Origin of the sequence: Halomonas sp. 113 (assembly GCF_904067645.1) — a bacterium.
Lineage (GTDB): Bacteria > Pseudomonadota > Gammaproteobacteria > Pseudomonadales > Halomonadaceae > Vreelandella > Vreelandella titanicae.
In genome coordinates, this window is record NZ_LR881453.1 from 882,141 (window position 1) to 902,203 (window position 20,063).

The 20,063-nt window shown below is 55.9% G+C and carries 19 protein-coding genes; 8 read left to right on the plus strand and 11 right to left on the minus strand.

The window, feature by feature from the left end:
- Positions 1 to 20: 20 nt before the first annotated feature.
- Genes YERSI8AC_RS04325 through YERSI8AC_RS04335 form a run of 3 tightly spaced genes read right to left on the minus strand, consistent with a single transcriptional unit; the run spans position 21 to position 2,855 of the window.
- A complete protein-coding gene (locus YERSI8AC_RS04325; RefSeq protein ID WP_009286852.1) occupies positions 21 to 1,385 on the minus strand; it encodes an ATP-binding protein in 1,365 nt (454 codons plus the stop codon).
- Positions 1,354 to 2,040, minus strand: coding sequence for a response regulator transcription factor (locus YERSI8AC_RS04330; protein WP_009286853.1), 687 nt, complete (start codon positions 2,038 to 2,040; stop codon positions 1,354 to 1,356). The genes YERSI8AC_RS04325 and YERSI8AC_RS04330 overlap by 32 nt, the downstream gene beginning before the upstream one ends.
- Entirely contained in the window at positions 2,040 to 2,855 is an 816-nt protein-coding gene (locus YERSI8AC_RS04335; protein ID WP_009286854.1) for a MipA/OmpV family protein, read from the minus strand. Before YERSI8AC_RS04335 ends, YERSI8AC_RS04330 begins: the two co-directional genes overlap by 1 nt.
- Before the next feature lie 213 nt (positions 2,856 to 3,068).
- On the opposite strand from YERSI8AC_RS04335, the gene YERSI8AC_RS04340 reads away from it, so the two are divergent.
- The 3 genes from YERSI8AC_RS04340 to YERSI8AC_RS04350 are packed head-to-tail and all read left to right on the plus strand — an operon-like array spanning position 3,069 to position 7,844.
- Positions 3,069 to 4,190, plus strand: a complete 1,122-nt coding sequence (locus tag YERSI8AC_RS04340; protein ID WP_236557238.1) for an efflux RND transporter periplasmic adaptor subunit — start codon at positions 3,069 to 3,071, stop codon at positions 4,188 to 4,190.
- Positions 4,187 to 7,249: an efflux RND transporter permease subunit gene (locus tag YERSI8AC_RS04345; RefSeq protein WP_138799641.1), complete on the plus strand. Its 3,063-nt coding sequence runs from the start codon at positions 4,187 to 4,189 to the stop codon at positions 7,247 to 7,249. Before YERSI8AC_RS04340 ends, YERSI8AC_RS04345 begins: the two co-directional genes overlap by 4 nt.
- 28 nt (positions 7,250 to 7,277) lie before the next feature.
- Positions 7,278 to 7,844, plus strand: coding sequence for a sugar O-acetyltransferase (locus YERSI8AC_RS04350; RefSeq protein ID WP_022519832.1), 567 nt, complete (start codon positions 7,278 to 7,280; stop codon positions 7,842 to 7,844).
- A 142-nt stretch (positions 7,845 to 7,986) separates the two neighbouring features.
- On the opposite strand, the gene YERSI8AC_RS04355 is transcribed toward YERSI8AC_RS04350, so the two are convergent.
- Entirely contained in the window at positions 7,987 to 8,730 is a 744-nt protein-coding gene (locus tag YERSI8AC_RS04355) for an SDR family oxidoreductase (RefSeq protein WP_022519833.1), read from the minus strand.
- 166 nt (positions 8,731 to 8,896) lie between these two features.
- Here YERSI8AC_RS04355 and YERSI8AC_RS04360 point away from each other — a divergent pair, with 166 nt between their 5' ends.
- Positions 8,897 to 9,829: an AraC family transcriptional regulator gene (locus YERSI8AC_RS04360; RefSeq protein ID WP_022519834.1), complete on the plus strand. Its 933-nt coding sequence runs from the start codon at positions 8,897 to 8,899 to the stop codon at positions 9,827 to 9,829.
- Positions 9,830 to 9,859: 30 nt separating this feature from the next.
- Here YERSI8AC_RS04360 and YERSI8AC_RS04365 read toward each other — a convergent pair whose 3' ends face one another.
- A complete protein-coding gene (locus YERSI8AC_RS04365; protein ID WP_022519835.1) occupies positions 9,860 to 10,696 on the minus strand; it encodes an SDR family oxidoreductase in 837 nt (278 codons plus the stop codon).
- 109 nt (positions 10,697 to 10,805) lie between these two features.
- On the opposite strand from YERSI8AC_RS04365, the gene YERSI8AC_RS04370 reads away from it, so the two are divergent.
- A complete protein-coding gene (locus tag YERSI8AC_RS04370) occupies positions 10,806 to 11,699 on the plus strand; it encodes a LysR family transcriptional regulator (protein WP_159176178.1) in 894 nt (297 codons plus the stop codon).
- A gap of 100 nt (positions 11,700 to 11,799) precedes the next feature.
- Here the strand turns inward: YERSI8AC_RS04370 and YERSI8AC_RS04375 are convergent, their stop codons facing one another.
- From YERSI8AC_RS04375 to YERSI8AC_RS04385, 3 genes are all read right to left on the minus strand, one after another.
- Positions 11,800 to 12,225, minus strand: a complete 426-nt coding sequence (locus YERSI8AC_RS04375) for a Rid family hydrolase (protein ID WP_022519837.1) — start codon at positions 12,223 to 12,225, stop codon at positions 11,800 to 11,802.
- A gap of 291 nt (positions 12,226 to 12,516) precedes the next feature.
- The gene (locus YERSI8AC_RS04380; RefSeq protein ID WP_138799816.1) at positions 12,517 to 12,873 is read right to left on the minus strand and encodes an SDR family oxidoreductase; all 357 of its coding nucleotides are present in this window, start codon (positions 12,871 to 12,873) and stop codon (positions 12,517 to 12,519) included.
- A 55-nt stretch (positions 12,874 to 12,928) separates the two neighbouring features.
- The gene (locus YERSI8AC_RS04385; RefSeq protein WP_201304182.1) at positions 12,929 to 13,981 is read right to left on the minus strand and encodes an NmrA family NAD(P)-binding protein; all 1,053 of its coding nucleotides are present in this window, start codon (positions 13,979 to 13,981) and stop codon (positions 12,929 to 12,931) included.
- A gap of 359 nt (positions 13,982 to 14,340) precedes the next feature.
- Here YERSI8AC_RS04385 and YERSI8AC_RS04390 point away from each other — a divergent pair, with 359 nt between their 5' ends.
- Positions 14,341 to 15,306 carry an AraC family transcriptional regulator gene (locus tag YERSI8AC_RS04390; protein WP_138799645.1) on the plus strand — a complete coding sequence of 322 codons (966 nt, stop codon included), beginning with the start codon at positions 14,341 to 14,343 and terminating at the stop codon, positions 15,304 to 15,306.
- Positions 15,307 to 15,673: 367 nt separating this feature from the next.
- The gene (locus tag YERSI8AC_RS04395; RefSeq protein WP_053856885.1) at positions 15,674 to 16,036 is read left to right on the plus strand and encodes a cupin domain-containing protein; all 363 of its coding nucleotides are present in this window, start codon (positions 15,674 to 15,676) and stop codon (positions 16,034 to 16,036) included.
- Between the two features lie 26 nt (positions 16,037 to 16,062).
- Here YERSI8AC_RS04395 and YERSI8AC_RS04400 read toward each other — a convergent pair whose 3' ends face one another.
- Positions 16,063 to 16,899, minus strand: a complete 837-nt coding sequence (locus YERSI8AC_RS04400) for a helix-turn-helix transcriptional regulator (RefSeq protein ID WP_159176179.1) — start codon at positions 16,897 to 16,899, stop codon at positions 16,063 to 16,065.
- A gap of 341 nt (positions 16,900 to 17,240) precedes the next feature.
- Between YERSI8AC_RS04400 and YERSI8AC_RS04405 the strand changes: the two genes are divergently transcribed.
- Positions 17,241 to 17,750, plus strand: coding sequence for a lipocalin-like domain-containing protein (locus YERSI8AC_RS04405; RefSeq protein ID WP_159176180.1), 510 nt, complete (start codon positions 17,241 to 17,243; stop codon positions 17,748 to 17,750).
- Positions 17,751 to 17,889: 139 nt separating this feature from the next.
- Here YERSI8AC_RS04405 and YERSI8AC_RS04410 read toward each other — a convergent pair whose 3' ends face one another.
- Together YERSI8AC_RS04410 and YERSI8AC_RS04415 are read right to left on the minus strand one after the other, a co-directional pair.
- A complete protein-coding gene (locus tag YERSI8AC_RS04410) occupies positions 17,890 to 19,269 on the minus strand; it encodes a HAMP domain-containing sensor histidine kinase (RefSeq protein ID WP_159176181.1) in 1,380 nt (459 codons plus the stop codon).
- A complete protein-coding gene (locus YERSI8AC_RS04415) occupies positions 19,269 to 19,934 on the minus strand; it encodes a response regulator transcription factor (RefSeq protein WP_159176182.1) in 666 nt (221 codons plus the stop codon). Before YERSI8AC_RS04415 ends, YERSI8AC_RS04410 begins: the two co-directional genes overlap by 1 nt.
- Positions 19,935 to 20,063: the final 129 nt, after the last annotated feature.

Sequence of the window (20,063 nt, forward strand, 5' to 3'; positions counted from 1 at the left end):
GCTGTTTGCAGGGATTAACTCTAGGCTTCTTTGCGTAGCGTCATGATCAACCCGGGATGGGCGTTGTGAGCCGAAAGCACCCAGCCGTGTGCCATGGCGATTTCCTGGCAGATGGCCAGCCCCAAACCAGCACCATGGTCGCGTCGATGTGCACCTCGCCAGAAACGAGAGAACAGCAGAGACAGCTGTTCAGGCTCGACGCCAGACCCTCGGTCACGCACGGTTATCGTATTGCTCTGGATTTCCATGCTGACGAGAGTCTGCGCGGGGGCATGCTGGATGGCGTTCTCCAGCAAGTTCTTGAGCAGAGTGAAGCATGCCCCGTGATCAGCCTTCCATGTCACCCCTTGATCCGCGGCAAGCACCGTTAAATGCACGTCGGCGGACTCCGCCATGCGTTGCAAGTAGATGGAAGCTTCGTGGGCGATGTCGTGCATTCGAACAACGCTAAACTGGTAGTTGTGCGCCTCGCTCGCTTCGGCCAGAAGTAGCAGTTGTTGCACCTGGCGGGTCATGTACTCGACATCGCTCAATAGCGCCTTGCGGTCATTTCGCCCTTCCTCGAGCAACTCAACCTGCCCGCGGATCAGCGCCAGGGGCGTTTTTAACTCGTGGGCCGCGTGGCCGAGAAACTCCTGTTGCAGGCGATAACCCCGCTCAAGGCGTTCCAGAGCGTGATTGAAGCTATGTACCAGCGGGGCAATTTCCACAGGCACGGCGTCCGTATCGAGCCGGGCGTCTATAGAGCGCGGCGAGATAGCCGCCGCCGATTTGGAAACATCGCGCAGCGGCTTGAGGGTTAAGCGCAAGGTAATGTAGGCGCATAGACCGAAGGCAACGAACATGACAAAGCCAAACACCAGTACGCCCGCTGCCACCAGTGGAAAGGCGACGAGATAGAGGACATCAACGAATCTTGAACTGGCGACGAACTGCAGATACCACGTTCTTTCACCATGCTCAAAGGGCTCCGTGGCACCGTAGAAAGTTCTGTCGTCATACTCAAAGGAAAAGGTGCCCCGCGCCAAACGTAGAACCTCGCCGTCGGCTGGCCAGAAAGCTTCTCTGGCACTCGAGGCCACCGCCACGTTCCCGGCATCATCCAGAATACGGTACGCCGTTTCGGGTTGTGGGCCTTCGTATAGCCAAGCGCGGTCGTCCATGCTGGCGTCGAAACCAACGGGCCGGCCACGACTGTCGAACTCGACATTGTCCACCAGCCCATCGGCCGCGTCGGCCATATCCATACGAGGCAGTAGATCGCTCTGAAGCACCACTGCTGCGGCAATTACCAGCAGTGTGATACTCAGCACCATACCTGCCAAATAGGCCAGCAGCACCTTCAGCCTCAGGCTATTGAGCGTCATCCGCTTGACGAAGCGCATATCCCATCCCTCTCACGTTGGCGATCCGCTGGCGCGAACCGATGGCAAGCAGCTTGCGGCGTAAACGGTGCAGGGCGACATCCAAGGCGTTCGGTGTCACCGCCTCGCTTAGCCCCCAGGCCGCTGCTTCCAGCGCGCTGCGGCGAACTACCTCATCGTGCTTATATAACAGCAACTGCATGATGTGCAGCTCCGCCGGGGCGAGGGTAATGCTCTTGTCGCCGCTAAACAGAACGCCGCTTTCCGTATGCAGCCTCAGGTCGCCGTGAATGGGGTCGATTGAATGGAATTCCGCAGGGCGGCGTAGCAAGGCACGGACACGTGCCACCATCTCATCCATGGCAAACGGCTTGGGGAGGTAGTCGTCGGCACCGGCTTCGAGGCCTTCTAGCCTGTCATGCAGCGCATCGCGAGCCGTTAACACCAGGCAGGGCACGCTAAGGCCCGCGTTGCGCAACTTCTTGAGCAATAGCAGCCCATCGCCATCCGGCAAGCCACGATCGAGTACCAGTGCCTGGTAGGGCATCTGCTGAACGGCAGCCCAAGCCGAATCGATGCGGTCGACCACATCAACGCCGATACCGGCGTCCACCAGCCCTTTGCACATCAAGTGGGCTAGCCGGTCATGATCCTCGATCAGTAGTATGCGGCTCATCAGAATGTATAAAGATAGCCAACTAACACGGCGTTTTGGGTCGAACGATCCACCAGTGGGCTATCTTTGATTTCGTTCGCCAGGCTCGTGACCTCAACACCTAACAGCACAGAGTGATGCTGGTCAAACTGGTACACGCCGCGCACCCCCGCCTCGATATTGGTAGCCGACTCTCCCTTATAGGCGGGGCGATCGAAGCGAACCTCATTATCGCGAACGCCGAAGTAGTAATCGACGTTCTTGTCGTCCTGCCAGGACGCCCCCACGTGTGGGGTTACCATTATATGTTCGCCGAATTCCCACGTTCTCTCCAGGCCAAGATCGAAGCGATGTCCGTCGCTGTTGCCGGAGACGTCGGTGAGCCATTCGGCACTAACATCAACGAAGTCGGTCTCCCATTCCATTTTGGCCCCCGCCCAAAATCCGCCCTTGCGCTCACGCATGCCGTTGAGAATCGGGGCATCGCCTGGCTCGTAGCCGCTCTCATCGTACTGGGCGACGATGCCGAAATTGAGCTGTTGTGAGTCGTTGATGACAAGACTCGGCAGTTTAAATTCGATTTCCGGTCCGAAGACACTAATGTACCGGTTTTCGATCAGGAACAAGGGAAATGGGGTGTTTTCCCTGTCGATACCGGCATAGGGATCCTGTTCGCTTATTGCGCCTACGCCCAATCCCCAAGTGGTTTCGTCTGAGTCCTCTTCGTCGGCGAACGCCAACGGAGAGACAATAACAAGACCACCGATACATGCGGCTGTCGCCAATCTTATAGTGATGAGGCGGCCGTTCAGTAATAGCGACTGATGATAACTCATGGTGGCACTCCTAGCATGGTTTGAAAGTGAGAGTGGTTTGAAAGTGCCATCATCAGGAGCGCTATCTTACGCGTTTCTTACTGGTGCCGGATTTATTTAAAACGTGACGTCAGTAAGAAATGAGAAAGGAAGGCAGGCCGATAGTGGTTCAACTGAAATTCTTGGATTTTCTTTTTCATCAATGAATTGAACCCTTTGAAGCAGGCCTGGATTATGCCATTTCCAAAACGAAAAAGTTGTTTCGGCATTATGATTGTCGTGATTGCTAGCGCTGCCGCGCTGGCATGTATGCAGGCGGTGTCGTCGGAAAGTGATGCCGTCGCCGAACCGACGGCGCAGCCCTCACTATCAGTCAACGTGACGACATTAGAACCTCAGACGCTTCCAACGACGATTGCGGCCAATGGTGATATTGCTGCGTGGCAGGAGATCATTATCGGTACCGAAATCGGTGGCCTGCGGCTGGTAGACGTCAAGGTAGACGTGGGTGATGAGGTCACGGAAGGGCAGGTGCTGGCCGTTTATAACGATACAACGGTGCGCGCAGAGCTGGCTAGGAGCCGCGCCGCCGTGGCGGAAGCCGAGGCGACGCTTGCGGAAGCAACGGCCAACGCCCAGCGTGCCCGAAGTTTGAAAACCACCGGCTCGCTTTCAGAGCAGCAGATTCAGCAATACGAAACCGCCGAACTTACAGCCCGTGCGCGGTTAGGCGTTGCGCAAGCGCAGAATGAAGCCCAAGCGCTACGCTTGGCTCAGACGCAGGTTGCCGCCCCAGACGACGGTTTGATTACCTCCCGCACGGCCACTGTTGGCGCTGTTACAGGCGCCGGTCAGGAGCTGTTCCGATTGACGCGCCACGGTCGGCTGGAGTGGCGGGCCGAGGTCGCCGCGTCCGATCTGAATAAGCTGCGACCCGGCCAGACTGCCAGGATAAGCCTGCCTGGCGGCTACGACCTCGAAGGGCGCTTGCGCACCATTGCGCCGCTAGTGGACACCGCTACACGCAATGGGCTGGTTTATGTCGACCTACCGTTAAGCGACATCGCTCGGTCGGGAATGTTTGCACGGGGTGAATTTGAACTGGGCAGCCGCCAAGTGATGACGCTTCCCCGTGCCGCGGTGCAACTACGCGACGGCTTTGGCTATGTACATCGCGTCAGCGGTGAAGGCCAGATAACGGAGCAGAAAGTTGCCTTGGGCCAGCACACAGAGGATCGAATCGAAATTCTCTCCGGCCTTGAACCTGGCGCCTTGGTGGTCGCCTCGGGCGGTGCTTTTCTTGGCAACGGTGATCAGGTGCGGGTGGTTGAGACCGACGCCGAGGAGGGGGTATGACACTGAATACCTCATCCTGGGCGATTCGCAACCCTATTCCGGTTGTTCTGCTCTTCATCCTATTGACCTTCTGGGGGCTCATCTCCTTCCGAGGCTTGTTTATTCAGGACTTGCCGGATGTACAGCTGCCCCTCGTAGAGGTATCCGCCTCGTTGCCGGGGGCGGCTCCCGCCTTAATGGAGAACGAGGTTGCCCGCAAGATCGAGGACTCCATCGCTACCGTCTCCGGCGTCAAAAACATCTCTACAACGCTGACGGATGGCAATGCCGACATTGCTATTGAATTCAGACTGGAAAAGTCCTTGCAAGAGGCTCTGGAGGATGTGCGCGACGCTGTTGCTCGCATCCGCTCGGATCTACCCGCCGACCTGCGTGATCCAGTGATTCGGAAGGGTGAGTTTTTCAGTGAGCCGATTGTACGCTACGCGGTGAGCTCCTCCGATCTAGACGATGAGGCACTCTCCTGGTTCGTCGATGACAAAATGACCAAGGCCGTCTTGTCGGTGCCAGGCGTTGGCTCGGTTCGGCGTATCGGCGGGGTCGATCGCGAAGTCCGCGTGGCATTGGATCCGAACCGCCTGCTGGCGATGAACACGACAGCGTTGGATATCTCACACCAGCTGCGCCAGGCGCAGTTGGAGGCGCCCGGTGGGCGCGTGGATGTCGGCGGAGCCGAACAGGCCGTGCGCATCATCGCCAACGCTGAATCCGCAGCCGAGCTGGCGAAGATGGAGCTGGCACTCAGCGATGGCCGCCGTATTCGCCTTGATGAGGTGGCGACGGTTACCGATACCGTGGCCGAGCGGCGCTCAATTGCATTCTTGGATGGAGTGCCCGTCGTCGGCTTAGAGATGACCCGTGCCGAGGGGTACGGCGAGGTGGATGTGGCCGAGGGCGTGCAGTCTGCGCTCGCGGCGTTGCAGGTGCAATATCCCCATGTCGAGATCGAAGAAGCCTTCAATTTTGTTGGGCCGGTGCTGGAGAACTACCAGGGCTCCATGCATATGTTATTCGAGGGCATGGCGCTGGCGGTGCTGGTGGTATTCTGCTTCCTGCGCAATTGGCGGGCCACACTGATTGCGGCGGTTACGCTTCCGCTGTCGATCATCCCCACCTTCGCTTTCATGCACCTGATGGGCTTCTCGCTCAATGTGGTGACGTTGCTGGCGCTCTCGCTGGTGATCGGGATGTTGGTGGACGATGCCATTGTCGAGATTGAGAATATCGAACGGCATCTGCTAATGGGCAAGCCCCCGCGCCAGGCCGCCATGGATGCGGCGGCAGAAATCGGCTTGGCTGTGGTCGCCACCACCTTTACGTTGATTGCCGTTTTTCTGCCCACAGCATTTATGAGCGGCACCGTCGGGCAATTCTTCGTTCAGTTCGGTTGGACGGCCTCTGTGGCAGTACTGTTCTCGCTGTTGGTGGCGCGCCTTCTCACGCCCATGCTGGCTGCGTATCTGTTGCGCAAACCCCATCTGCATCATCGCGACCCAGCGTGGATTAGCTACTATCTGGTTGTCGCCCGTTGGTGCCTGCGCCACCGCAAGACAACCCTCCTCGCGGCGGCGGCCTGCTTTGCAGGCGGTATCTGGCTGGCTTCGACCCTGCCGGGTACCTTCATACCCCCCGATGATGGTTCCCAGACGCAGGCGACGCTCACCTTGCCGCCCGGTAGCACCTTTTCTGAAGCGGAGGCGCTTGCCGAGCAGGCACGCTCACGACTAGAGACGCAACAGCATGTAGTCAGCGTCTTCGCGGCCGTCGGTGAGGACTCCGGCAGCAGTGACTCTGATGTGACCTCGGTGGAACTGACCGTTGGTTTGGCGGATCGCGCAACCCGCGCGGGCGTTACGCAGCAAGACATAGAGCAGCAGTTACGCATTGCACTCGCCACGCTTCCCGGCGTGCGAACTCGCGTAGGCGACGAGGGGGATGGCTATGAGTTGGTGCTCGCCGGTGAGGATAGCCGAGTGCTTGAACTGCATGCCCGCCAAGTCGAGCGGGAGATGCGCGCCATTCCCGGCATCGGCGCGGTGAGTTCGACGGCCAGCCTGGTCAGGCCTGAACTCATTGTACGCCCTGATTTTGCCCGTGCCGCCGACCTTGGGGCCTCGGCTCAGGCCATCGCCGATACGTTGCGCATCGCGACAGTGGGCGATAACGCCGAGGACCTTCCTAAGTTGAACTTCAGCTCGCGTCAGGTGCCGGTGATGGTTCGGCTGGCGGATGCCGCTCGGGAGGATATGGCGACCCTTAAACGGCTACCAGTGCCTGGTGCGAATGGGCCAGTGCCGCTTGAGAGTGTGGCCTCCTTCGAGTGGAGCAGCGGTCCTTCGGAAATCACCCGGCATGATCGTCTGCGCAACGTCAATTTCGAGGTGAGCCTGCAAGGGCAGCCTTTGGGAGAAATCGAGCAGGCCGTGCAGGCACTGCCCAGTTTACGTCAGTTGCCACGCGGCGTGTTTCAGACAGCAGAAGGCGATGCAGAGGAAATGGAGGAGCTTGCCTCAAGCTTCGGGATTGCCATGCTGACCGGCGTGCTGTGTATCTATATGTTGCTGGTGCTGCTGCTCAAGGATTTCATGCAGCCGGTCACTATTCTGGTGGCTCTGGTGCTCTCCGTACCTGGGGCTTTCCTGGCGTTGTTCCTCACGCAGACGCCCGTGTCGCTGCCTGCCATGATCGGATTGATCATGCTGATGGGCATCGCCACCAAGAACTCAATCCTGCTGGTGGACTACATCATTATCGCCCGTCGGGTGCATGGGTTGGAACGCGTGGACGCCATTATTGATGCCTGCAAAAAACGTGTCCGGCCCATCGTGATGACCACCATTGCCATGGGGGCGGGCATGATGCCGATCGCCCTAGGATGGGCTGGCGATCCCAGCTTTCGGGCCCCCATGGCCTTAGTGGTCATTGGCGGGTTGATTACGTCGACGCTGTTGAGCCTGCTGGTCATTCCTGTTGTTTACAGCTGTATTGACGATTTTGTGAACTGGCTGCGACGCTTGACGGAAAACTGCAGGGTGATAACAACGGCTGAGAGTGATTAATATTGGGCAAAATCTAGGAGGGTGACTAATGCGTTCAGAAAAAGACAAGATGCTAGCAGGAGAGCTCTATAACCCTGCTGATCCGCTACTGCTAAAAGAGCGTGAAGAAACAAGGCGACAAGTGAGGCTCTACAATCACGTATTGGAAACTGACGCCCAGCGCTTGAAAGCCTTGAAATCGTTGTTCGGATCGACGGGAGAAAACCTCTATATAGAAGCTAATTTACGCTTGGATTACGGGTATAACATTCATGTAGGCGAAAACTTTTTCGCTAACTTCGACTGTATCCTGCTAGATGTTTGTGAAATACGCTTTGGCGATAACTGCATGCTTGGGCCGAATGTGCAGATTTATACGGCGACCCATCCGCTTGATCCGCATGAGCGCAATGCGGGTAAAGAATACGCAAAGCCGATTACGTTTGGCGATAACGTCTGGATTGGTGGCGGCGCCATCATTAATCCAGGCGTTAGAGTAGGCAATAACGTGGTCATAGCGTCGGGCGCTGTTGTAACCAAGGATGTACCCGATAATGTGGTGGTAGGCGGTAATCCTGCTCGCATAATTAAAAATATTGCAGTGAAGGGTGGGTAATCGTTAGCTTGCGTTGAGGTAAGGGCTTGTCTTCTATCCTTTATTCGCTCTGAGAATGGTTGACCGACGTGAATGGACAAATGCACTGTGGCCATCAGCAAACAGTGCATGTGCGAGTTAGAAGGCTAGAGGATAGGGGAGCTCACATCTTGCTGAGCATCTCGACCGCTTGATCGAAGTGTCCGTCACGCTCTGCCCAGCGTAAGAAATTGACTTTCTCCACCAAAATTTCCTTGGGTGTCGGTTGCTGTTGAAACAGTGTCATGACCTCTTCGATGTAATCATTGAGCGGCATATAGCCTTCACGGGTCGACTGGCCCGGCGTCAGCTCCGTCTGCACCGCAGGGGGCGCAAGCTCGATGAGCTCGACCTTACCCTTGAGCTGCTCGCGTAGTGAGATTGTGTAAGAGTGGATGGCTGCCTTGGTGGCGTTATAGGTGGGCGTGCCGCTTAACGGCACAAACGCTAACCCCGAGGAGACGTTCACGATCGCCGCGTCTGGCTGGTTTACCAGATGGTCGGTCAGTGCGTTCGTTAGCCGGATCGGCCCGAGTAGATTGGCAACGACTGTCTGCTCGGCATCGCTCAGGTCGCGGGTGCGGGACAAGTCCTCGCGCCGCATAATGCCCGCATTGTTGATCAGTACATTGAGGTTGGGGTGCTCGGCGATGACACGCTCAGCAAAGGCGGTGATCTCCTCTGGATCCTCAACATCGACAACCATCGCGTGCATGTCGCGCTGGCCAGCAATGGTCTCCTCCAGCGTTTCCATGCGCCGACCGGCGACGATCACGGTGTTGCCAAGCGCATTGAAACGTAAGGCAAGTTCACGACCAATCCCGGAGCCACCGCCGGTGATAAGTATGGTGTTTCCTGACATTTTCATGGTTTAACTCTCCGTCTACTTTTAGAGGCGAATGCCACTCACTTTTTACCAATTTGGCGGCGGCGGGGCTTGCCAGCATCTACAAAAAACTTGCCTGATCCTGTAGGCGAGAAGAAAAGCCTTCATCGCCATGCTAACGTTGAGCCGAAACGCTAGAGAAAAGCTCATGAACTCACTCAAACAGGCGGTTCAGACGTATGCCAAACGTCACGCCAATAGCGATGGTTTGGCGTTAACATCCGTGCCGGGCCTGCGAATGATGTGCGTCGAGGCGCCAGCTGGCGATCTGCAATCGGTCTATAAGCCACTGGTATGTTTGGTTCTCCAGGGCGCCAAGCGCATTCTTGTTGGGAAACAACAAGCGGTCTTGTCCGCCGGGGAGTCGGTGATCGTCAGCGCTGATATGCCCGTGGTGGGTAGGATTGTGCAGGCAAGTACGGAGGAGCCCTATCTAGCCGTTGCGGTCGAGCTGGATAGGGCGATCCTGCGTGAGCTAGCCGCTCATATAGGGAGTGCCCATGCCCAGCAACTACCCGAGATACCGACCTTATTTGCCGAAGATAGTGAAGTCGAGGTGATTGACTGCGTATCAAGGCTGATGAAACTGCTGGATCGCCCTGATTCAGCGCCGCTTCTTCGCCCAGGCATCATGCAGGAGTTGCATTACTGGCTGCTGTCGGGCCCTCAGGGGGCCGCTTTACGGGATATCGCCGACCCGGATAGCTACGCGAGCCACCTTGCTGACGCCATTGCACTCTTGCGAGCCGAGTACACGTCTCGGGTGTCGGTGGAGCAACTAGCGGCAAAGGCAGGCATGAGCCTCAGCTCGTTTCACAAACACTTCAAGCACATGACCTCGCTAACGCCGGGACAGTATCAACAGCGGCTGCGTTTGATTGAAGCGCGCCGCCTCATGCTCGACGAGGGATGCTCCGCGAGTAATGCTGCCTTTGAGGTCGGTTACGAGAGCGTATCGCAATTCACTCGCGAATACGGCCGTCTTTTTCAAACACCACCGAAGCGCGATGCTCTCCGCTATCAAAAATCTCTCCAAGCCGTTAATGGAGACGTTCCTGAAGCGCAACGAATAGGCGCTTGAGTGAAGACAATGCATAGCGGGAGTTGCATACTAAGTCACTTCATCTCTGTCCGCAGAGAGCGCCACCTCCTTATACGCTTCGAGCGACTCAAGCCTTTCTTTTAGCGCATGGCTAATGGAGTCATAGGCCGTGCTGCCTAACGTAATACGCAGTGGTGGGTTCGGCATGTCAGTTATGTTAATGATGGCATCAACGGTGTTGCCTGCATCGCCTTTAATGGCCAAGTCTCCTGACGCCAGTGCTCTACGCAGCTCGCCTGCTGGGGTATCTTCATAGATCGTCGTCGTGGGTGTGCGATCCAGTCCTTCAGCAAAGTGAGTGGCCGTGGGGCCCGGCTCGGCGATAACGAAATCAATACCAAATGGCGCGACCTCCTTTGCCACGGATTCGACGAACCCCTCGATGCCCCACTTCGTGGCGTGATAAAGGCTGAAGCTTGGATAGGCGATCTGGCCGCCCTCTGACGATACCTGAATGATGCGGCCGCCCCCTTGTTCACGTAAATGTGGCAGTACAGCGCGAAGGAACTGGATAGAGCCTGTGAGGTTGGTCGCGATTTGCCGCTCAATCTGTTCATCGCTGGCTTCTTCGGCAGCTCCAAAGAGTCCATACCCCGCATTGCTGACGACCACATCGATTCGATCGAACGTAGTGAACGCTTGCGAAACGGCATCTCTCATCGTCGACGTATCCGTCACGTCGAAGGTCAGTATCTGCAAGCGATCACCATGCAGGGCGAGCAAGTCGTCCAGCGAACCCTTGCGGCGTAGCGTTGCTATAACGCGGTCGCCGCGTTCAAGCAGCCGTTCAGTGAGTAGCCGGCCAAGGCCGGTGGATGTGCCTGTGATAAGCCAGGTTTTAGCCATGAGATATCTCCTAAGCCATTCATTAAATGTTGCAAGACAAAGGTTAGGGCAGTAAAACTGGTAAGGGAATGCTCATCAATTGGCACGAGGAGGTGAAGTTTATTCACCAATGAGTAAGCCAACGTTAACCGACCTCAAGGCGTTTCAGGCCGTGGCGGAGCACCGTAGCTTTCGCCGAGCAGCTGACCTGATGGGAGTCAGCCGCTCTTCACTCAGCCATACTGTGCGCACGCTTGAGCAACGGTTGGGCACCCGGCTGCTGCACCGAACCACACGTAGTGTCTCGCTGACAGAGAGCGGCGAGCGGCTGTTATTACGGCTGAGCCCGCTATTGAGCGACTTGGAGTCAATCCTTGAGGATGCTTCCAGCGCCGAAGGAAAGATCACGGGGCGGCTGCGTATCAATGGCAGTGAAGGAGCCGTGCGGCTGTTGCTGCAAACCGTGGTGCCGCGTTTTCTTGCCCTTCATGATGGCGTCGAGCTTGATCTCGTGGCCGAGGGGCGGCTGGTTGATATTGTCGAGCAGGGGTTTGATGCGGGCGTAAGACTGAGAGAGGCGGTTCCCCAGGATATGGTCGCCATCCCTGTGGGTCATGAGCTGCGCTTTCTTGCCGTTGCCTCCCCAGGCTATCTGCGTGGCCGTGTGGTACCAAAGACACCGGACGATCTGGCCTCTCACCAGTGCATAAGGCAAAGGCTGCCGAGCGGTAAACTCTACCGCTGGGAGTTTCAGCAGCATGGCCAGGATGTGGCGGTAGATGTGCCCGGTGCGCTGACCTTGGACAGTAGCCAACTGATGGTGGAGGCCGCCGCGGATGATTTAGGCATAGCCTATGTGCCAGAGCCCTATGCACAAGATTATTTGAGGGATGGGAGGCTGGTCACCGTGCTAGAAGAGTGGTGTCCAAGCATTCCCGGTCTATTTCTCTACTATCCGAATAACCGGCATGTGCCGCCTAGCCTGCGGGCTTTTATTGATTTGCTACGAGCGTTGCAGGGTTAGTTTGCGCTTGTTGTGACTTAATTCATACAACAACTCATACCATCAAAGCCTCTATTAAAATTACGGTTATTTCTAGCCAGTGAACGGTGGTGACAAGCATTTAGCTGTTCAAGACGAACCCCGGTAGTACAGCTTCAGCCTCGATAGCAATTAACCATTCCGGTTCGGCAAGGCCGTACACAATTAACCAAGTGGCAGCCGGCGGTGCGACAGGGAAGCGATGCTTCAACGCCTCCATCACCACTTGCTGATCGTAGCGAGCGGATTCGGCTAAGTAGATTCTTAGCATCACCACTCGTGAGAGATCGCCACCGAGGCCTGTTAGCAACCGTTCGACATTGTCCAGCGCCGCTTCGGTCTGCTCGGCCAGCTCAGGGCCCGCCAACTCTCCTGCGGAATCCATCCCCACCTGGCTAGACATCAGCACCCGGGTGCCTCCCTCTACTAATACGGCTTGGCTATGTCCCTCAATCAAGGTATCGGGCAGGTTGGGCGGATTTAGGAGCTTGCGTTTTAAAATATGCATAGTAACCTTGATGGTAAGCCAATATGATAATTAGCAAAAAGTATCGATTGATCAATCGCACTTGATACTCTTTCGACCTATGACTACCGCCGAATAGTTACTTAGAGAAACTTAACTATCAGGCGGTAAAAGATGAATGCGTGGCTAGACGATTAAGCTTAATTTCTCTATTTTTTCTTATGGACATTAAATCTGAATTAAAATAGGTTCCAGTAAGTAGCGCATAAGACAATCATCGCCAACAAGTCTGTTAGCGTTGTGAGTGTGGCTGTAGCGATTTTTTGGTCGGAATTAACATAGAATGGCTATTACCAAGGCTCTTTTGCAATTTTGCCCAAGGAAGCCGCCCGTGGGCCCATTATCAGGCAATAGTGCTACCATGACGCACACCCGAGCCGCTTCTAATTCAGTTTGCGCACCTGAGCCACCACCGTTCAGGGCAGTAGCAGTAAAGCCGGGTGCGACCGAATTTACCTTTATTCTCGTATCATGAAGTTCTTTGGCTAAAAGCACCGTTGTCATGTTTAAAGCCGCTTTCGTGCGGTTTATAACTTGCTGGCAAGTTCCCCCAGACGAGATAGTCGACGACCTTGATACTGTTGTTTTCAGTTTGATCGCTGTAGTGACCGGCGGACGCGCCAGATCTATGTTTTGCTGCGTCGGTAAGTCGTAAGGCTAGTGAAGTGAAAATAGGAGAATTCCGCTACACGAGAATCAATGGTCGCAATTCTTCTTCACACCATTGCCTGAAGCTGGTCGGCATGCTGTTTTCAGGCGTGCGATTGAGTGCGTTATCGATCCCCTCGTTCTTTGCCTTTGCCATGTCGGTTAGGCCTTGAGCCATGGCATCTGACATTCCTCGTTGAACGAAGCCAGTCTTGTACGTTTCGAAAGAAACCTGCTCATAAATTACGGGCTTATCCAAAACGTCGGACATGATTCTCGCCATTTCATTGAAGGAGAGGTCTTCCGGCCCTAACACTGGCACTTCTTCTTGGCTGCGCCAAGTTGGATCAAGTAGAAGCCCTGTGGCGACCGAAGCGATATCTCTGGTGGCAACGGCCGGTAGTTTGAGGTCACCATCAATAGGTAGAAAGAATCTACCCTGTTCGTGGATAGAGGAAGCCTGGCGAGCAATATTATCCATAAACGAAGGCATGGTTAGCGCTCTAAACGCCACTCCCGTACTCGCAATCAAGTCGTCCATTGCCAGAGAGGCAGTGACGTAACCGGCATTTGCCGCCATTGGTGTACCCCTTCCTAGCGCCGAGATACTGACCACACTTCCTAAGCCATTCCGCTTGATTGCCTCGCAGGCGGGGCGGGTGAAGTCTACATAGGCACTCATAACACTTTCTGCGCGAGAGTCCGGAGGGCATAGCCAGAACAGACTGCTGGCTCCCTCTAGGGCCTGATCCATGACACTCGCATCGCTGTGTGAGCCCTGAATGACCTCGACCTGATCAAGTACTTGCGCTGGAAGGCGCGATGGATCGCGCACGATAACGCGAATCTTCGCATCACTGGAACTGGTTAGTAAATTTGTCAGTACTTGCGAACCAATATTGCCAGTCGGCGCAGTCACGACGATTCGAGTGCCAGTTGTGCGGTTGGTTGCATTCGCCAGAGGCGATATTGCTAGGCTCATAGCTAAGCCTGCACCGGCACCCAAAGCGAGGCCGCTAAGAAATTGGCGCCGAGCAACATCATTTACCCCTATGCATTGCTCACTGTGATGAAGTTGTTTGTTGTCCATGTTTCATCTCCTTTGACTGAGAAGTGGAACCGTATCGTGTTCTATTGGATAAGTTGCGTAGATACTGCTCCTGTTCAATCAGTATTTCCTGTTCCATGTCCCGCGGCGATGTCCCCGGCCTACACTGATCGTTCGCACTGCTAAACGGATGGGGGCTTACAGTTGATGGCATCAGAGTGTTGTCCTCTATAATGCTGTTCAGATTGTTGGCGTGAATGACAAAGGGTGTGGCTAACTTAGCGTTCAACTAGGTCTCGCGGTGTCTGCCAGAGTCGAGTACTCTGCGACCATAAGGGGTGCGTGCAGGTTGGTCTATGCGCGTTTGTCCTGCTTATCTTTGCAATCGTCCAGGAGAACCCATGGATCCCCTATCAGATGTACTCTCGCTACTGAAACCGCGAAGCTATGTCTCCTCTGGAGTGGAGGCTGGCGGTGCATGGTCGCTCCAATTTCCGGATCAGCATAAGCTCCTCAAGTGTTATGCCGTAGTCTCCGGCGAATGTTGGTTGGCCGTCGATGGTGTTCCGGAGGCCGTACATCTGCAGAAGGGCGACTGTTTCGTTCTACCGAGCGGACGCCCTTTTCGGTTGGCGAGCGATATGTCGTTGCCACCAGAGCCCTCCAGCAACTATTTTCCCCCACCACGTACTGGCACCGTTGTGAAGGTCAACGGCGGGGGCGATTTCTTTATCGTGGGCAGCCGGTTCGGCGTCAGTGGGGGGCATGCCGATATGCTGATGGGCATGCTGCCGCCCATCGTCCACATCCACAACGAGACAGAACAGGCTGCATTACGGTGGTCTGTGGAACGCATGATGAAGGAGTTGCACGACCCCGAGCCCGGTGGTTTCCTGATTGCCCAGCACCTCGCTCATATGATGCTGGTACAGGCACTAAGGCTTCATATGGCGGAAGGAGTCATTAACGGTGGGGGATGGCTTTTGGGGGTAGCGGACAAACAGTTGGGGCCGGCAATTAATGCGATCCATGCCGACCCTGCACACCGCTGGACGCTGCAGGCGCTGGCCGAGTGCGCCTGTATGTCGCGCTCGGCGTTCGCTCAGAAGTTCAGGGAAACGATAGGAGCATCGCCCATGGAGTACGTGACGCGCTGGCGCATGATGCTGGCGGGAGAGAGGTTGGAGAACTCCCAAGATCCCGTTTCCGTTATTTCATTATCCCTTGGATACGAATCCGAAAGCGCGTTCAGCACTGCGTTTAAGCGGGTCATGGGAGTTTCTCCGAGGCAGTATAGTCGTGGGGCAACGCCCGCTTCGTATAGCCACGCAGTTGGTCTCAATGGCGCTGGCGTCAACCCAGCATAGATCGCTGAAAGTGATGAAAATAGCGTCTAGGCTCTCTAGCACTCTTTCAAGAACGTGCAGTGACTGCAATGGTTTGCCCAACCTGTTAGTGCTTTTACCCCTATAACAAAACATATTTACCAGGATGTGAGGTATGCACACAATCCAGCTTTCTCGGCGGCAGGCAACACGCTTGCGCCACCCTCTAAATGGAGAAAGCATCATGGTAGTGTTCAGCTTACATGCCGTAATAAGAATGGACAGGACTGGATTAGGGACCCGCTCTGCTTTTTTGGCATGCGCCGCTTCGCTGCTTGGCTCGTTGGTCTGCATCCCTGCATATTCGAGCGACGTCGACCAAATCCCGCCCACCGAAGGAAGAACGTACGTGGTTCCTTACGAAGCTGCCGAGGCTCGCTTCACGCCGCTTTACGCTGATAATCCAAACAGCCCTCAGATCTCGGTGCTGTGGGGGAATCCTCAGACTGGCCCATCGGCAGCGCTGTTTCGGTTCCCTCTGAATTATGGCGGTCGCTTCCACAGTCATAGCGCGGCTTACCACCTGTCGCTTATGGAGGGGACTATGAAGCACTGGGATGAAGGTCAGCTTGAAGCGGACGTGCCGATTCAGACAGCGGGCGCCTATTGGTATCAGCCTGGAGGCCAGTTGCACTCTGACAATTGCTTGTCAGAGTTCTGTGTCGCCTTCGTGGTCTTCGATGGTGCGATCGACTCAGCCTACGCCGATTAGCACCTTTAAAAGGGTCGGCCGACAGGTTATCCGGAGTGGCTCAGCCGATCCATTTTTTCCAAGTCGGAGCGCTCCGCCGGGTTGTAGGTCATCAGTTTTAGATCCGGCCGCCCGTCAATCGCAAAGGATGAAAACTCGAAGGTAATTTCTCCTACCACTGCGTGGAAAATTGTCTTCGATCCTTCCCCAGCGGTATGAACATCGTTTGCTCTCCACATGCGCTTGAAATCCGTACTCTTGCTGGATATTTCCGCCACGAGTCCAGCAGATCGCGGGTTCTCCCCCATACGTGCGGTTTCTGCGCGAAAGGTTGCCACTAGAAACCGTGCCACTGTTTCCCAGTCGTTTTGGGTAGCGCGTGTCGCTGGATCAAGGAACATGAGCCTCAATATGTTTCGTTGATCGGGAGGTAGTGCCGGGTAATCCGTGAGCGCTAGTTGAGCTGCTCGGTTCCAGCCAACAATGTCCCATGTCGACGTTGCGACGGTCGCTGGGATCATAGGCATAGCGTCGAGAAATCGTTGTAGTCGTTCCGAGATACCTTCTTGAACAGAGGAGTGGGCTTTCGGCGGGTGACCGATGCCGACCAAGAATAGATGCTCGCGCTCGGCTTCGGTCAGCATCAGCGCCTTAGCAAGGCTTTCGAGTACGCGCACTGATGGTGCGCCCCCACGTCCCTGTTCGAGCCACGTATACCATGTTGTGCTGATATGGGCTCGCTGAGCGACTTCTTCACGCCGAAGGCCAGATGTCCTCCGGCGCCCTCCGAAACCAAGTGCTAGCGCGTCAAGTCGTTGCCGCCGATCCTTTAAGAAAGCACCAAGGTTATTGGAATCGCAGGAGGGAGCTAGCGTGTTAGTCATTATCCCCTATAAAGCCGCTTATTTATCTGGATAAAGATTGATCGATATTCTCTCCCATGACAAGTATTCACTGGGAGGAAGGGGAAGCGTTATGAAGATGTTTTTGACTGATGCGACAGGCTTTTTAGGCATAGCCGTTACGAGAGAGCTACTTGCTAGTGGCCATCAAGTTCTAGGGTTGGCCCGCTCCGGCTAAAGTGCAGATAAGCTCAGACAGCTAGGCGCTGAAGCACTTCTGTTGGTGGTATTTATTCACTAGGTCATGCGAAATATAGGTATTTATCTCAACAGTTAAAAACAACAGAATAAATATCTCTTCAGAACCCGTCAGGAGCATCCTTATGAAGCTAGGAATTATAACTGGCACTTTATTACTTGCGGCCGCTGTAGCTACTCAGGCTAGCGAGCCTTTACTGCCTCCTTCCGAACCCAATCAGGTTGCCGGAACGTGGCGCATGGTGTCAGCTACATTGGAAAACGATGGGGCTACCGAGCATCCTTATGGTGAGAATCCACAGGGCATGCTGGTTTTCACTGCTGACATGCACTTCGTCGAGGTATTAACCAATGGTGACACCGAGCGTTTTGAGTCAAATTCACGTGGTGGTGGCACCGACGAAGAGAATAGCCGTGCCATGGCTTCGAGTATTGGCTTCTTTGGTAGTTATACCGTCGATGAACAGGGGCGCTTCGCCGGTAATTACGTAGAAGGTTCTACGTTCCCTAACTGGGTGGGCAGTGAAAGAAGCTCGCGGGAGCTTCAACTGAGAGTGGAAGGCGATCGGATGTACGAAACGTTCACTCGCCCTGATGGAGGGCAAGTCAGTGCAGAATTCGTGCGCGTTCGATAGTGCATAAAAAGCCCCGGCAAAGTTCAAGTGCCGCATCGTTGGTGTTCCAACAACGGATATGTTGCACAAGGGGGTTACGTATTCTGGCCTAAAAGCGCAATCGTCAGCTAGTTGAGAGGCTTTAAGGTGAGAGGTGGGACTATCTCTGCCCTTTGGATGCCGGTAATTGGATTGTGATGCCAAATCCACGACCTTCAAGACCGACGCCACATCTTAACTGTCCGCCATGCGAAGCGACCACGCGTTCGACTAACGAAAGGCCCATGCCAATGCCCTGAGTACGATGACCGTTCTCGGCGCGGTAGAATCGCTCGAATACGCGCTCGTAATCGCCATCGGTAATGCCAGGGCCATTATCAGCAACGCTTAGGGTCGCCATTCGAGCATGTCCTTCATCTTCGACCCAAGTTTCCAGCCGTACACGCGCGCCCGGGCCTCCATGACGTAAGGCATTGTCGAGCAGGTTGCGAACCAGTATGCCGAGGTCATCAATGTCGCCATGTACCGGCGCGTGACCTCCTTCGACTTCGATTGATTGGTCACTGCGTAACGCAACCAACTCGAACTCGTCGGCCACCATCCCCGCAATCATTGCCAGATCCACATCTTGCGCGCGCGCGGCGGAACCGCCGGATTCCACCCGCGCGGTATCAAGCAGTTGTTGCGCCAGTCGCGAGGTGCGTTCTATACCAGCGATGAGATGCTCGAGCGCTTCGCCCGCTTCTTCTTGGTCGCTGGCGTGCTGTAGCACCTGCGCCTGGGTCAGCAGCGCTGCCAACGGCGTGCGTAGCTCATGGGCGGCCTCACCGATGAACTCGCGTTCATGCTGAAGCGCCTGCGCCAATCGCGCCATCAACTGGTTGAACGAACGCACCAGCGGCGTGAATTCGTTTGGTAATCCATGTTCGGGCAACGGTGCCAGATCGAGAGGGGCACGCGTAGCGAGCGACTCGCTGACGCGCAGCACTGGTCTCAGCGACCAGTGGATCACCAACCATATCGCGACACCGATACCGAACAGGAGCAACAGTGCTGTGAGTAGGGTCGGGCCGAGCCAACGCATCAATTCCGCCCGGATGGCCGATGTCGGCACGCCGACCTGCACCTGCACCCGTTGGTCAGCGTCGCTGACTGCGAATACGCGCCAGGGTACTCCAGCAACGGTTGCATCGGCAAAGCCATCAACAAAGTCCGGCGCCATCGGGTGCGCGGGTGCCGGACGCGAAGACATCAATCGTCGCCCAGTGCCATGCTCCCAGGCTTGGAAGCCTAGCGCTCCGAACTTGCCTTCCGCGGGCACCGTCTCGCCGCTGAGCAGAAATTGCTGCTGTTGGCCTGCGGTGGCGATGTCCGCAGGCAACGACTGCAGTATCTGCTCGGCAATATTGCGCAGCATGCCATCTATCTCGCCACCCTGGCGCTCCAGTACGTTTACGTACTGAATGGCGAACCCGATAGCCCAAGTAGAGAGCAGCACTGTGGCCAGCGCAACCAGCAACCGCGTGCGTAGCGCGCGCATTAGTGCTCATCCCCGAGGCGATAGCCGAATCCAAGCTCCGTTACCACTACGCCATCGCCGAGCTTGCGGCGCAGTTGGTGCACGAAGACCGCAACGGTGTTGCTGCCGATCTCCGTATCGTCGCCGTAGAGCCGATCTTGCAATTGATCACGGCTGAGAACACGACCACGCGACTCGAACAGTGCCAGCAGTAGACGGAACTCGTGCGCACTAAGGCTAATACGCTGACCTTCACGGGTCACAACCCGCGCAGCGGGATTGATCTCGACATCACGCCACCGCAACACGGGGGTGACTGCGCCACGGCTGCGGCGCAATACCGCACGAAGCCGCGCCAGCATTTCGTCGCGCTGAAACGGCTTGACGATGTAGTCGTCAGCACCAACGTCAAGCCCGCGGACGCGGTCGCTCAACTGATCGCGTGCGGTAATGATCAGCACCGGCGTCGGGTCGTAGCGACTGCGCATCGAGGACAGCACCTCCAATCCAGAGCCGCCCGGCAGCCCGAGATCAAGTAGAACCGCGACGAATGCGTGGTCGACCAGCGCTGTACGCGCGGATGCAACGTCTTTGCAATGCACAACGCGCCAGCCTTCCTGGCCAAGGGCGGATGACAGCGCACGACCCAGCATGTGGTCGTCTTCAACAAGGAGGATCGCATCCATAGCGGGCAGCTCGAGTAATAAGGGGAGGGAAGCGATATTCCTACATCGACATTAATAACGGATTAAGGCCTGTGCTTAAAGGCTGTTAGGTGGCTGGCGATCGCTGGATACGGTCGCTTACAGCGGCAA